Source organism: Sphingomonas sp. MMS24-J13 (assembly GCF_044905095.1).
Classification (GTDB): Bacteria; Pseudomonadota; Alphaproteobacteria; order Sphingomonadales; family Sphingomonadaceae; genus Sphingomonas_I.
Genome location: NZ_CP173258.1, coordinates 2492868 through 2506528, shown reverse-complemented (window position 1 = coordinate 2506528; position 13661 = coordinate 2492868). Strand labels below are relative to the sequence as shown.

Below are 13661 nucleotides of genomic sequence, written 5' to 3'. Positions count from 1 at the left end.
GGAGTATATGAAATGGGTTATCGGGTGGTCGTTGCAGGCGCGACCGGCAATGTCGGGCGCGAAATGCTGAACATCCTGGCGGAGCGCGAATTTCCCTATGATGAGGTCGCCGCTCTGGCGTCGTCGCGTTCGGCCGGCGACGTGATCGATTTCGGCGAAACCGGCAAGAAGCTCACCGTCAAGAATATCGAGCATTTCGACTGGACCGGCTGGGACATCGCCCTGTTCGCGATCGGATCGGACGCGACGAAGAAATACGCTCCGATCGCCGCCGCCGCCGGCTGCGTCGTGATCGACAATTCGTCGCTCTATCGCATGGATCCCGACGTGCCGCTGATCGTGCCCGAGGTGAACCCCGAGGCGATCAACGGCTATCGCAAGCGCAACATCATCGCCAACCCGAACTGCTCGACCGCGCAGATGGTGGTTGCGCTGAAGCCGCTCCATGATGCCGCGACGATCAAGCGGGTCGTGGTCGCGACCTATCAGTCGGTCTCGGGCGCCGGCAAGGCGGGCATGGACGAATTGTTCGAGCAGAGCCGCAACATCTTCGTCGGCGATCCCGCCGAGCCGAAGAAGTTCACCAAGCAGATCGCCTTCAACGTCATCCCCCATATCGACAGCTTCCTCGACGACGGATCGACCAAGGAGGAATGGAAGATGGTGGTCGAGACCAAGAAGATCCTCGATCCCAAGATCAAGGTGAGCGCCACCTGCGTGCGGGTGCCGGTGTTCGTCGGCCATTCCGAGGCGATCAACATCGAGTTCGTCGATGAGATTTCGGCCGCCAAGGCGAAATCGATCCTGCGCGAGGCGCCGGGCATCATGCTCGTCGATAAGCATGAGGATGGCGGCTACATCACCCCGATCGAATGCGTCGGCGAATTCGCGACCTTCATCAGCCGCGTGCGCGAGGATCCGACCGTGGATAGCGGGCTCAGCCTGTGGTGCGTCAGCGACAATCTGCGTAAGGGCGCGGCGCTGAACGCGGTGCAGATCGCGGAATTGCTGGGGCGGCGGCATCTGCAGAAGGCGGATTGATAAGTCCTCCCATTCTGGCAGGGCTCCATTTGAACTTTGTGGGTTGGATTTTGCGATCCCATAGCCCGAAGCGGCCGTCACCCTGAACTCGTTTCAGGGTCCACCGGGCGTGCCGCACTGTCCGTGCGGAGGCTTGGTGGATGCTGAAGCAAGTTCAGCATGACGAAGAAAGCAGACGCGATTACCCTGTCGTTCCGGGAGGAACTATCCGGGGATCGCCAGTATCGCGCCGAGCACTATCGCCGCCAGGACGATCGCCCCCGCGATCCATTTGCCGGCGGTGACGATAGCGGGCGCAATCGCTTCGCGCGCCGCCGGAGGGTCAGCCTCCAGGCGCCTTGTCAGCGCGCGCAGCAGGCGCGGGGCGTCGTCATAGAGGCGCGCCACTTCCAGCAGCATGGCTTCGGCACGCTCGGCGCCGCGCGCGGGCATCAGCCGCGACGCCAGCAACTTCGCGCGGGCGCGGTCGAGCGCCGACGACAGGTCGAAGCCCGGTTCGATGCCGCTCAGGACGCCGTCCATCGTGATCATCGCCTTGAAGATCAGCACCAGATCGGGCGGCAGCACCAGTCTCTCCCGGCGCAGCAGCGGGAACAGATCGGCGGTGAGCGTGCTCAGCACGAGCGGGCCGCCGCTGTGGCGCGCGACCAGTCGTTCGGACGCGGTGAGGATGCGGTCGTAAGGCACGTCCTCGCCCTGGTTCCACCCTGCCAGCGTATCAGCGAGCGCGCTTGGATCGCCCGACCGCAGTGCCAGGATGAAGCGCAGGAATTCCTGCTGCCGGCGCGGGCTGACGTGGCCGGTCAGCCCGAGATCGAGCAGGGCCAGCCGATTGCCGGGCAGGCAGAGCAGATTGCCGGGGTGCGGGTCGCCATGGAAGCGGCCGTTGATGAGCACCATGTCGAGCACGAGATCGGCGCCGAGCGCGGCGATCGCCGCCGGATCGATCCCGGCATCGCGCAGCGTCTGGGCATTGCGCGGAGCGATGCCCTCGACATAATCCATCGCCAGCAACGCTTCGGACGTCCACTGCCAGTGGATTTCGGGGATGACGACGCGATCGTCGCCCGCCAGATCGGCGCGCAGGCGATCGGCGTTGCGGCCCTCGACCATGAAGTCGAGCTCGTCGATCAGCTCCTGCGCCAGCTGCCGGACGAGCGCCTTGGGCTGGAAGCGTCGGGCCTCGCGGCTGCTCGCCTCGACCATTTCGGCGAGGTGGCTGATCAGGCGGAGATCGGCCTCCATCTGGCGGCGGATGCCGGGGCGGCGGATCTTGAGGACGATCTCGCGGCCGTCATGCGTGGTCGCGCGATGGACTTGCGCGATCGATGCGGCGGCAAGCGGTTCGGGATCGAAGCGGGCGAAGACGCTTTCAGGCGGCTCGCCGAGCGCTTGTTCGACCTGCGCGCGCAACGCCTCGAACGGCAAGGTGGCGGCCCTGTTGTGGAGGTGCGCCAGTTCGGCGATCCATTCGTCGGGCAGCAGATCGCGTCGGGTCGAAAGGATCTGGCCGAGCTTGACGTAGGTTGGTCCCAGCGCCTCGATCGCCTCACGCGTGCGACGCGGCAGATCGATCGGCGCGCCGTCCTCGCTCCCATTGGCGAGACCGAGCCGGGCGAGCAGGACATCCAGCCCGTAACGCGCCGCCACGCCGGTGACCTCGGCGAGCCGTTCGCGATCGCGGGCTGCAACGGCGATGGTTTTGATCATTACCGGCCAACGGCCGCGGCCCATCCTCGTTCCGCCGGGGGATCGAGCGCCATCCTCTCCCCGCCCGCCTTTTGCCGTTGCATCGTTCCCACCGCACAGGGATGGTGCCGGTTGCACAAGCTGGTTTGCGAACGGGGTGGGCCGGATGATCGAGATACGTGAAGACGATCTTTCGGGCGCGCGGACGCGTGCCTTGCTGGCGATCCACCTTGCCGGCATGCACGCCAGTTCGCCCCCGGAAAGCGTCTTCGCGCTCGATGTTTCCGGGCTGCAGGCGCCCGGGATCACGGTCTGGTCGGCGTGGGATGGCGACAGCATCGCCGGGATCGGCGCGCTCAAGCGGTTGGGCGACCGGCAGGCCGAAATCAAATCGATGCGCACCCATCCCGATCATCTGCGCAAGGGCGTCGCGAGGACATTGCTCGCCCGCATCATCGACCAGGCGCGCGGCGAGGGCATCGTCACTTTGAATCTGGAGACTGGCCGCGGCCCGGCCTTCGAGCCGGCGCTTGCCCTGTATCGTGCACACGGTTTCGTGAACGGCTCCCCATTCGGCGACTATGCGGCTAACCCGTTCAGCCAGTTCCTGTATCTCGCGTTATAAGAGCACCTACACAAGGCTAAGCCTTCCCCCTATCGTCACACCGGCGCAGGCTGGGGTCTCGTGCGTTTTGAGCGCGCTCCTATCCTCCAGAGATCCCAGCCTGCGCTGGGATGACGTTTTGATGGAATGAGCGATGCCATGACCCAGATGATGACCGGCGGCTGCCAGTGCCGGCGCATCCGCTACGAAGCGCGGATCGCCAGCGACGAGGCCTATCTGTGCCATTGCAATTACTGCCGCCACGCCACCGGCGGCGTCTCGATCGCTTTCACCAATGTCGCGCAGGCGGATGTCACCTGGACCGGCGATCCGCCCGATTATTTCCAGTCCTCGCCGATCGCCAAGCGGCCCTTCTGCTCGACCTGCGGCACCCCGCTCGGCTTCCAGTTTCTCGACGCGACCAACATGGATCTGACGGTGGGTTCGTTCGACGATCCGGGCTATTTCCGCCCGACCTCCCATTTCTCGATCGAGACGATGTTGCCGGAGTGGAGCGACACCTCGCACCTGCCCGGCAAGCGCCTCGATGAACATGCCCCCGTGGCCGATCGCTGGATGAAAACCCTTGGCAAGCTCCCCGACTGACCTGCCCGTCCGCCATTTCGCCGGCGCCGACGGATTGACCATGGCCTATCGCGAGATGGGCGAGGGGCGGCCCGTGGTCCTGCTCCATGGCCTCTTCTCGAATGGCTGGACGAACTGGATCCGTTATGGACATGCTTTGCGGATCGCCGAGGCCGGCTTCCGCGTGATCATGCCCGATCTGCGCGGGCATGGCGACAGCGCGGCGCCGCACGATCCGGCCGCTTATCCGCCCGATATTCTGGCCGCCGACGGGGAAGCCTTGCTGCAGCATCTCGGTCTCTCCGATTATGATCTCGGTGGCTATTCGCTTGGCGCGCGGACGGTTGCGCGGATGCTTGTGCGTGGTGCCAGCCCGCGTCGTGCCATATTGTCCGGGATGGGGCTCGAGGGCTTGCTGGCGACCGGGCAGCGCAGCGATCACTTTCGCAAAATACTGACAGGCATAGGAAATCACCCGCAGGGTTCGCCCGAGTGGATGGCTGCCGCGTTCCTCAAGACCACCGGTGGCGATCCGCAGGCGATGCTGCCCTTGCTCGACAGTTTCGTCTCGTCGAGCGCAGCCGAAATCGCCGGCATCGCGACGCCGACGTTGGTATTGTCGGGCGTCGATGATCACGACAACGGCTCCGCCGCAGCCCTTGCCAATTCGTTAATGAACGGAACGCTGGTCGAAGTGCCCGGTAACCATATGAGCGCGGTGCTCAAGCCCGATCTCGGTAAGGCCATCGCAGACTTTCTCGTGGTCTGATCACAAGATAGCTTAACCTAGCCACCTTGACCGCGCCCCCAATCCGCGCTTTGCTGGATGACCGACACTGTTTTGGGGGACAGTCGACGCGGGGGCATGTTAACCATTTCAACGATAATCGCAGCAGGCCCGTGCCTGATTGCGTCGATGGCGGCTATCGCGCTTTTCATCGTCCATCGCAGCCTGAGTCGCGTGCCGCATGCGCTGATCTGGTCGGCGGCCTTTGCTGCGACCGCGATCCGCTGGGCGATCATCGGACTCTTCGGCACCGGGGCGGCCGAGTTCCCCAGCGACGGGCTGGGCGTGAGCCCACTCGGCGTGGTGCCGATCCTGCTGCTTGCGGAGGGCGTCCGCATGCGCGCGCGCGCGAAGAGCATGCGCTGGGTGGTACCCGCGGCGGCCGCGATCGCGATCCCGGTCCAGCTGATCGCCTATTTTGTGCCGAACGTGCCGATGCGGGCGACCCTGATCCCGCTGCTGGCGGGGTTGCTGATCTGCTGGACGGTCGCCTTGGTCGCGCCGCGCGACCGGCGCATATCGCTCACCGAATTCACGGTGATGCTGATCCTCGTGCTGCTGGCCGGGATCGAGCTTGGCGGTGCGGCACTCACGATTCTCGAGCAGACCGGGCTGGTCCCCCCGCGTGGCGCCTATGCGATCCTGTTCGCTGTGACCCTGCAGCCGATCTGCGCAGCGCTGGGCATGTCGACCCTGCTCCTGATCGCGTTCGATTTTTCGGCCGAGCAGCAACGATTGATCAACACCGATCCCTTGACCGGGGTGCTCAATCGCCAGGGTTTCAAACAGGCCGCGCGTGTCGCGATGGATCGTCGCCGGCGGCCGCGGCCGATGTCGATCGCCCTGTCCGATCTCGACGGCTTCAAAGGGGTCAATGATCGCCACGGCCATGCCGCCGGCGATGAGGCGCTCGCAGGGTTCGCCCGCTACCTCGCCAGCAGTCTCGAACGCGACGAGGTCGTCGGGCGCTTCGGCGGTGAGGAATTCGCGGTGCTGCTGCCGGGGAGCGACGGGGCACAGGCGTTCGCGCGGATCGAGGCGATGCGCGCCGATCTGGCGTCGCTGACGATTCCCAACCTGCCCGATCTGGAAGTCCGCGCCAGTTTCGGGATTGCGCAACATCTGCCGGGCGAGGCACTCGACAGCCTGATCGAGCGGGCGGACGAAGCTCTTTACCGCTCGAAGCGCGAGGGGCGCGATCGATCGACCCTCGCATCGCCTGCGGCGCCATGACGGTGGCGGCAAGTCTGGTCATCTCGATCGCGCTGATCCTGATCAGCGCGACGGTGGCGTTGGTGCTGACGGTGGCGTGGCACGAATTCGGTCGGCCGAAGCATGCCTTCACCTGGGCGGCGGCGTTCGGGCTTTCGGCGGTGATGTGGGGTGTCGATCTGATCTGCCGTATCGAGCGGCCGAACGATGGCGCGATCGGCGGATCGATGCTGGCGATCGCGGGCATCGCGGCCATGCTCAACACGATCGGGTTCCGTCAACGCGCCGGAATCCATGGCCATGTCTCGGGGCTGGTCGCCGCAGCTTTGGTCAATGCGGTGCTGGTGATCGGGCTCGGCGCGATCGGGGCGCCGGCATCGATCCGTGCGATGCCGTTCGGCCTGCTCAACGCGGCGATGTTCTGGTTCGCGGCGCGCGCTCTCAAGGGGGGCGCCGTAAGGGGGAGCGGGTGGCGGCGCGTGCCGCGCAGATCGGCCTGCTGATCCTGTCGCTGGTCAACCTCGCCTTCCTGAGCGGTATGATCGCTCTGATCTTCGATCGGCCCCTGTTCGATCTTACCCGGCTCGGCATGCTCACCATCCTGCTCATGCCGGGGATCGTAACCGGGATTGGGCTGTTCACGATCATCCTGCTCGCCGCCGATCTTGCGGATCAGGCGCGTCGGCTCGCCGCGACCGATATGCTGACCGGCCTGCTCAACCGTCGCGGGTTCGAGGAGGCCGCACGCGCACTGATCGCGAGCGCGCGGCGTCACGGAAGGTCGGTCGCGGTGGTGGTGATCAACGTCGATCGCTTCAAGCAGGTCAACGACCGCTTCGGGCATCCGGCGGGCGATCGGGTGTTGTGCCAGCTCTGCGGCACGATCGCGGAAGGGATCGGCCGGCGCGACATCTTCGCGCGGATCGGCGGCGAGGAGTTCGCGTTGGTCATGGCCGATGTCGATCTCGAGGCGGCAGAGTGTGCGGCCGAGGTGCTGCGCGCGGCAGTGGCGGAGATGGTGGTCGATCTGGCCACCCCGTTGCAGGTGACGGCGAGCTTCGGTGTGGCGGAATTGCGCGATAGCGATGGCGAGCTTGCCGATGTGGTGCGGCGCGCCGACGAGGCCTTGTATCGGGCAAAGGAGACAGGCCGCGATCGCGTGGTGGTGGCGTCGTAGGGAGTGGAAGCCTCTCCCGCGAGAAGCGGGAAAGGGCTCAGCGCCACTTATCTGAACGGCGGCTCGTTGAACGCCCGCATCTTGCGGCTGTGGAGTTGATCCCCCGCCAGCTTGAGTTCGTCCATTGCCGCGATCCCGATCCGCAGATGCTCGGCGATGGCGCGCTCGTAGAAGCGGTTGGCCTGGCCGGGCAGCTTGATCTCGCCATGGATCGGCTTGTCCGATACGCATAGCAACGTCCCGTAGGGCACGCGGAAGCGGAAGCCCTGGGCCGCCAGGGTCGCCGATTCCATGTCGATCGCGACCGCGCGGCTCTGGCTGAAGCGCAAGGCCGAATGCGAGTAACGCAGCTCCCAATTGCGATCGTCGCTGGTGACGACGGTGCCGGTGCGCATGCGCGATTTGAGCTGATCGCTGGTCTCGCCCGAAATGCGCTCGGCCGCGCGGCTCAGCGCCAGTTGCACCTCGGCGATCGCAGGTACGGGAATTTCGGGCGGCAATACGTCGTCGAGAACATGGTCGTCGCGCAGATAGGCGTGCGCCAGCACATAATCGCCGATGCGCTGGCTCGGCCGCAGCCCGCCGCAATGGCCGATCATCACCCACGCTTCGGGCCGCATCACCGCCAGATGATCGGTGATCGTCTTGGCATTGGACGGGCCGACGCCGATATTGACCAAGGTAATCCCGGCTCCATTGGGCGCGACCAGATGGTAGGCCGGCATCTGGTGCCGCCGCCACGCGCTGTCGGCGATGGCCGAATCCGGATCGGGATCGCCCGGCCGGATCTCGAGTCCACCCGCGCCCGACAGCATCGTGTAGCCCTTGCCGGCATTAAGCTCGGAAACGCCCCAGCGCACGAACTCGTCGACGTAGCGATGATAATTGGTGAAGAGGATATACTTCTGGATATGGGCCGGCGGGGTGCCGGTATAATGGCGCAGCCGGGCGAGGCTGAAATCCACCCGCGCCGCTTCGAACAGGGCCAAAGGCCGCGGTTCGCCCGGGCCGAAATCGGCGGTGCCGTCCGCGATCTCGTCGCCGATATGCTGCAATTCGGTCGACGGGAAGATCCGCGCCAGTTCGATCGCGGCCGCACCGGTCAGATCGATCTCGGCATCCAGCACGTAAGGATAGGGAATTTCCTGCGCGCTGCGGCCGACGCTGATCGCCGCGCCATAATCCTCGATCAGATAATCGAGCTGTTCGGCGATATAATCGCGGAACAGTTCGGGCTGGGTGACGCTGATCGCATAATCGCCCGCCGTATGCAGCCGCCCGAATGCGCGCCCCTGGACCGAACTGGTCTTGATCCCATCATAGCGCAGCCGCAGCTCGGGATAGCAGAACGCCCCGGCCTCGCGGGCGGCGAGATCGGGTTGCTCCCCGTGGGCGATGTAGCGCGACAAGGCGCCGCGCAACGTCGACACCGAGTCGCGATAGATCGCATCGAGAGCATCGACATAGGCCAGGCTGGCGGCGCTGGGCATAAGGGCTCAGATCTGCCCGAGCATGTAATCGGCCGAGCTCACCTTGAACTCGCCCGGCGCCTCGACGAACAATTTCTCGACCACGCCGTCATTGACCACCATCGCGAAACGCTGGCCGCGCGTGCCGAGGCCGAAGGCGCTGCCGTCGAGCGTCAGCCCGATCGCCTTGACGAACTCGCCATTGCCGTCGGCCAGCATCGTCACCGCCTCCTCGGCGCCGCCCGCCTTGGCCCAGGCGCTGAGCACGAACACGTCGTTTACCGCGGTGCCGATAATCTCCTGGATGCCCTTGGCCTTGAGCTCGGCCGCCTTCTCGACGAAGCCCGGCAGATGCTTGGCCGAGCAGGTCGGCGTGAAGGCGCCCGGCACCGAGAAGAGCGCGATCCGCCGCCCGGCCACATAGCCGGCAAGGTCGACCTTCTCCGGACCGTGGTTGGTCATCTTGGTGAGGCTCACGCTGGGCAGTTTGTCGCCGACCTGGATCGTCATGGCATCCTCCTAAAGGCGGGGTCTATGCCCAAGCCCCTAACAGCCGATCCGGCAGACCGGAAGCGTAACATAGCCGCGCCGGATGCGTCGCGCGCTGGACCTCGGATGCGCGCCCTTTATAGTGGCGGCCATGTCGGACGGCCGCTTTCATTCGCTTGCCGGCCAGCTGCTGCTGGCGCTGCCCGGTATCGGCGATCCGCGTTTCGAGCATGCGGTGATCGCACTGTGCGTCCACGAGCCCGACGGCGCGATGGGGGTGGGGATCGATCGGGTGATCCCCGGCGTCGGCCTGCACGCCTTGCTCCACCAGCTCGAGATCACGCCCGGCGCCGCGCCCGATGCGCCGATCCACCAGGGTGGGCCGGTCGATCCGCAGCGCGGTTTCGTGCTCCACTCGCCCGACTGGAAGGGCGAGGATACGGTCGGCGTCTCGGACGATCTGGCGCTGACGACCACGTTGGACGTGTTGCGCGCGATCGCGGCGGGTGCGGGGCCGGATCGCTGGCTGATCGCGCTCGGCTATGCCGGCTGGGGCGAGGGCCAACTCGACGAGGAGATGCGCCGCCACGGCTGGTTCACGGTGGCGGCGCGCGACGAACTGCTGTTCGAGACCGAAGTGTGCAAGCGATGGCCGCAATCGTTCAAGGCGGCGGGGATCGATGTGCGGCTTTTGGCCTCGACGAGCGGGCATGCGTGAGGGTTCGATATTTGAGCATGTTCACCGCTCGCCGGCGCCGTCCAGCCGCACGGTCAATTCCACCTCGTCGGTGAACGGCATCGAAAGATAGCCGTTCGCCGGGTTGCCGACATATTCCAGATAGTCGGGGCAATGATCCGCGTTGTCGGCGACGATCGCCGCGCCGGCCCGCAGGCGCCCTTCGACGAGGCCGAGGATGTCGCGATACAGCGATTTGGCGCCGTCGAGCAGCAGCAGGTCGATCCGCTCGGGCAGGTCCGATGCGAGCGTCTCCAACGCATCGCCCTCCCGGATCTCGACCAGGTCGGCGAGGCCGGCTTCCGCCAGATTCGCTCGCGCCCGGGCGATCTTCGAAGGCTCGAACTCGCTCGTGATCACTTTCCCGCCGCCATTGTCGCGTAATGCCGCCGCCAGGTGCAGCGTCGACAGCCCGAACGACGTGCCGAACTCGACGATCGTGCGGGCCCGGCTGGTGCGGGCGAGCATATAGAGAAGTCGGCCCGCATCGCGCGATACCGGCAGCGCATAATCCTTCAACTGCGCGTAGAAGTGGCGATAGTCGGCCTTGCTGCGCATCAGCCGAAGTCGCTCCTCGGGCGTGATCGCCGCGAACGCCGGATCGGCCATCGGTTTTGCCGCGTCTGCCTGCGAGAACAGGCGATCGAGCAACGGTGCGACGGGGGCTTCTGTAAGCGTGGTCATAGGTTTCTCCGGGTTTGTTTGCCTCGCGGGAGAAATACGACTAATTCGTCAGGTTCGCCTATTCGCATTGGCGAGAGCGCAGCCGATCATGCCGCGAAATATTGGAATTTCCTCACGAAAGATGCCTCAGCAGGCGCGTTCCGGGGAGCTCGTCACGGCCGTGCTCGAAGCGGCCGTTCAGGTTCTGGAGGCCGAAGGGGCGCAGCGTTTCACCACGGCGCGGGTCGCCGAGCGGGCGGGAGTCAGCGTGGGGTCGCTCTACCAATATTTTCCCAACAAGGCGGCGATCCTGTTCCGGCTGCAAAGCGACGAGTGGCGACGTACCTCGGCACTGCTTCGCTCGATCCTCGAGGAAAGCGGCACACCGCCCGTCGCGCGACTGCGCGCGCTCATCCATGCCTTCATCCGCTCGGAGTGCGAGGAAGCGACGATCCGGACGGCGCTGGACGATGCGGCACCTTTCTACCGAGACGCGCCCGAAGCCGCCGAGGCGCACGCCGAAAGCACCCGGATCGTCGAGGCTTTCCTTCTGGAGAGCGCGCCGCGCACCAGTCCGGCGCAGCGCGCGCTCGCTGGCGATCTCATGAAAACGACCTTGAGCGCGGTTGGCAGCAGCTTCTCGGCTACCCCCCGCACGGCCATCGAGATCGAAGCTTATGCCGACGCGCTGGCGGATATGATGTGCGCCTATCTGGAGCGGTTGACCGGCGAGGGCTGACACTGGCCAATGCGGTGGCTGCACGCCGCCGCTGCGTTTGTGCCAGCCTCCGCTTCTGGCCATTTTCAGATAGCTGCGACTGCCGCCCTGCGTCGGCGCAGGGCGACCCCCGTCAGCGCGAACCCGCCGATCATCAGTGCCCAACTCGCCGGTTCCGGAACGGCCAGCGTGACCGCCGAAACCGTGTAGCCGATGGTCGGATCGTCGTAATCGCTAAACTGGGTTGGGCCGAAGGCGTACAAAACGGGCGCGGTCAGGCTGCCGCTGAACAGCACCGACCCGGCGAGATCGATCGCCGCATTGGCGTGGAAGCTATTCCCGACGCTCCACAATTCGACAAAGCTCAGGCCGCCGCCCGCGATATCGTCATAGAAGGTCAGGCCGGCATCATGGCCGTTCTCGTTGACGATGCTCAACGTCGCGAAGGAATCGGGATCGGAATAAGCCGCAAAGAGCGGGGGGTGATCGGACAGATCGAAGCTGACCTGCGTGCCGTTCCCGCTGATCGTATAACGAAGGATCGCGGCATCCACCGGCACGGCGGACGCGAGCAGCAGGGTCGAGAAAAAGGCAGAGAGGATTTTCATGAGCACTCCGGTTGGGGCGAGCAGGATTCCTTACCGCCGTCTTAACTAAAGCGGCGCTTGATGACATTTCAAAGTCTTGGAGGCTCAATGCGCTGAACCGATCGCCTGCGGCACCGGCGCAGATCGGGCGGCAAGTGTCGCAGGGGTCAGGCCGGAGGGCGGCCGGGCAGGGGCAAATGTCGCTCCAATGTTTCGCCTATGGCGAGAAGGCGCGGTTCGTCGAATAAGTGACCGGTGACCGAGATTGCGAAGGGGACGCGATGCGTCGTCGTGCCAGCCGGAAGCTTGGCGACGTCGACATAGGCGCCCGATCGAACCCGAGACGGTTGCGGGACGAGGCCGGTAGGAAGGACGAGGGTCGGATAGCCGCAATGATTGCCGATGCCGAGCAGGCCGCCGGCATCGTTGGGGTGCAGGATCGCGTCGACGCCCGCCATCGTCAGGGCGAACTCGTTCATCAGGCGGCGGCGCAGCCGCTGCGCCTGGACATAGCCGATCGCCGGTTCGAACCGGGTCGCGCGCCAGCCATTGGGCCAGGCGGCATCGTCCTGCCACGCCAGCGTGTCGTCGGCGCCCGAGAGGGTTAGGTCTTCGAAGGCGGCGGCGGATTCGACCTGGACGATCGCCCCGAGCAGGCTCGGCTTGGTCGCGGGCAGGGTGATCTCGACCATGTGGAAGCCGGCGGCGCGCGCGGCATCGAGCGCGGCGCGGTTGGTCGGCGGGCCGCCCTCGAACCATTCGGGCCGGTAGCCGAGCCGGATATGTTGGGGATCGATCCGCGCGGCCGGCGCGAACGGCATGTCGATCGCGCCGGGATCGACGCCGTCGGCGCCGTGGATCGCGCGCACCACCAGCCCGGTGTCGCGCGTCGAGCGGGCGATCGCGCCGACCTTGTCGAGCGACCAGCACAGGGCCATCGCCCCGGTGCGCGATACGCGGCCGAAGGTCGGGCGAAGGCCGACCGTGCCGCAGCGGGTCGAGGGCGAGACGATCGAACCCATCGTCTCGGTGCCGATCGCGAACGAGCAGAGTCCGTCGGCCACCGCCGCGGCGCTGCCGGCCGATGAGCCCGACGATCCTTCCTCGATATTCCACGGATTGCGCGTGCGGCCGCCGAACCAGATGTCGCCATAAGCGATCGCGCCGCAGCTCGTCTTGGCGAGCAGCACTGCGCCGGCGGCGCGCAGCCGTTCGACCACGGCCGCGTCGCGGGTGGCGATACGATCGCGCCATGGTTCGCCGCCCCAGGTGGTGCGCACGTCCTTGGTATCGAACAGGTCCTTGAGCCCGTAGGGAAGGCCGTGGAGCGGCCCGCGCAATTTGCCGGCCTTGGCTTCCCTGTCGCGCGCATCGGCTTCGGCGCGCGCGGAGTCAGCCAGCAGGGTGATGATGCAGTGCAGCCGGTCGGCGCGCTTGGCGATCCGATCGAGATAGAGATCGGTCAAAGCCCGCGAGGTGAGCTTGCCCGCCGCGATCCACGCGGCCTGCGCCCAGGCCGGGGCGAAGGCGATATCCTCGCCGCTCGACGGCAAGGACGGAGCAGTGGGCGCTTTGGCGGGCGGAGGTAAAGGCCGCGGCTTCCAGCCGGGCAGGCGCGGATCGAACACTTCGGCGGGGCCGAGGTCGTTCTCGAAATGAACGGCGCGCAGCATCCGCAGCCGATCGAGCTGCTCGTCGACGGTGGCGAGCATCTGCTCGCGCTCCGGCCCGGTAAACTCGAGCCCGGCGAAAAGATCGCATTGCGCGACCAGATCGGACGTGACGCCGCCCGATTTTGGGCCCGATGTGGCGGGTGCCGTCGCCGTGCCGGTCAGCCCGGCGGCGGCCCCGGCGAGGATAAGCCGGCGACGATCGATCCCGTCGCCGGCTGTCCGTTTTGCCAC

14 protein-coding genes and 1 pseudogene are annotated in these 13661 nt (G+C 66.0%); 9 read left to right on the top strand and 6 right to left on the bottom strand.

Annotated features, from left to right (window positions below; all coding sequences use genetic code 11):
* Nucleotides 1-12 precede the first annotated feature (12 nt).
* The gene (locus AB4Z44_RS11710) at nt 13-1041 is read left to right on the top strand and encodes an aspartate-semialdehyde dehydrogenase (RefSeq protein ID WP_404709882.1); all 1029 of its coding nucleotides are present in this window, start codon (nt 13-15) and stop codon (nt 1039-1041) included.
* Nucleotides 1042-1245: 204 nt separating this feature from the next.
* Here AB4Z44_RS11710 and AB4Z44_RS11705 read toward each other — a convergent pair whose 3' ends face one another.
* Nucleotides 1246-2751, bottom strand: a complete 1506-nt coding sequence (locus AB4Z44_RS11705) for an ABC1 kinase family protein (protein ID WP_404709881.1) — start codon at nt 2749-2751, stop codon at nt 1246-1248.
* Between the two features lie 145 nt (nt 2752-2896).
* On the opposite strand from AB4Z44_RS11705, the gene AB4Z44_RS11700 reads away from it, so the two are divergent.
* The 6 genes from AB4Z44_RS11700 (at nt 2897) to AB4Z44_RS11675 (ending at nt 7095) form a co-directional block, all read left to right on the top strand.
* On the top strand, nt 2897-3355 hold the full coding sequence (locus AB4Z44_RS11700) for a GNAT family N-acetyltransferase (protein ID WP_404709880.1): 459 nt from the start codon (nt 2897-2899) through the stop codon (nt 3353-3355).
* Between the two features lie 138 nt (nt 3356-3493).
* Entirely contained in the window at nt 3494-3940 is a 447-nt protein-coding gene (locus AB4Z44_RS11695) for a GFA family protein (RefSeq protein WP_404709879.1), read from the top strand.
* Nucleotides 3921-4688, top strand: a complete 768-nt coding sequence (locus tag AB4Z44_RS11690) for an alpha/beta fold hydrolase (RefSeq protein WP_404709878.1) — start codon at nt 3921-3923, stop codon at nt 4686-4688. The genes AB4Z44_RS11695 and AB4Z44_RS11690 overlap by 20 nt, the downstream gene beginning before the upstream one ends.
* Before the next feature lie 147 nt (nt 4689-4835).
* Complete coding sequence (locus AB4Z44_RS11685) at nt 4836-5939, top strand: diguanylate cyclase (protein ID WP_404709877.1); 1104 nt, start codon at nt 4836-4838, stop codon at nt 5937-5939.
* Nucleotides 5940-5941: 2 nt separating this feature from the next.
* Nucleotides 5942-6421 carry a hypothetical protein gene (locus tag AB4Z44_RS11680; RefSeq protein ID WP_404709876.1) on the top strand — a complete coding sequence of 160 codons (480 nt, stop codon included), beginning with the start codon at nt 5942-5944 and terminating at the stop codon, nt 6419-6421.
* Nucleotides 6388-7095, top strand: coding sequence for a GGDEF domain-containing protein (locus AB4Z44_RS11675; RefSeq protein WP_404709875.1), 708 nt, complete (start codon nt 6388-6390; stop codon nt 7093-7095). The genes AB4Z44_RS11680 and AB4Z44_RS11675 overlap by 34 nt, the downstream gene beginning before the upstream one ends.
* Before the next feature lie 47 nt (nt 7096-7142).
* On the opposite strand, the gene AB4Z44_RS11670 is transcribed toward AB4Z44_RS11675, so the two are convergent.
* A complete protein-coding gene (locus tag AB4Z44_RS11670) occupies nt 7143-8585 on the bottom strand; it encodes an AMP nucleosidase (protein ID WP_404709874.1) in 1443 nt (480 codons plus the stop codon).
* A 6-nt stretch (nt 8586-8591) separates the two neighbouring features.
* On the bottom strand, nt 8592-9074 hold the full coding sequence (locus AB4Z44_RS11665) for a peroxiredoxin (RefSeq protein ID WP_404709873.1): 483 nt from the start codon (nt 9072-9074) through the stop codon (nt 8592-8594).
* 130 nt (nt 9075-9204) lie between these two features.
* Between AB4Z44_RS11665 and AB4Z44_RS11660 the strand changes: the two genes are divergently transcribed.
* Nucleotides 9205-9771 carry a YqgE/AlgH family protein gene (locus AB4Z44_RS11660; RefSeq protein WP_404709872.1) on the top strand — a complete coding sequence of 189 codons (567 nt, stop codon included), beginning with the start codon at nt 9205-9207 and terminating at the stop codon, nt 9769-9771.
* Between the two features lie 21 nt (nt 9772-9792).
* On the opposite strand, the gene AB4Z44_RS11655 is transcribed toward AB4Z44_RS11660, so the two are convergent.
* Nucleotides 9793-10473 (bottom strand): O-methyltransferase, encoded by a 681-nt coding sequence (locus tag AB4Z44_RS11655; RefSeq protein WP_404709871.1) that lies wholly within the window; start codon nt 10471-10473, stop codon nt 9793-9795.
* Between the two features lie 160 nt (nt 10474-10633).
* On the opposite strand from AB4Z44_RS11655, the gene AB4Z44_RS11650 reads away from it, so the two are divergent.
* A complete protein-coding gene (locus AB4Z44_RS11650; RefSeq protein ID WP_404709870.1) occupies nt 10634-11191 on the top strand; it encodes a TetR family transcriptional regulator in 558 nt (185 codons plus the stop codon).
* Between the two features lie 65 nt (nt 11192-11256).
* On the opposite strand, the pseudogene AB4Z44_RS11645 reads toward AB4Z44_RS11650, so the two are convergent.
* Nucleotides 11257-11364 (bottom strand): annotated as a pseudogene (locus AB4Z44_RS11645) (PEPxxWA-CTERM sorting domain-containing protein); the annotation flags it as partial.
* Nucleotides 11365-11924: 560 nt separating this feature from the next.
* Nucleotides 11925-13661: an amidase gene (locus tag AB4Z44_RS11640; RefSeq protein WP_404714190.1), complete on the bottom strand. Its 1737-nt coding sequence runs from the start codon at nt 13659-13661 to the stop codon at nt 11925-11927.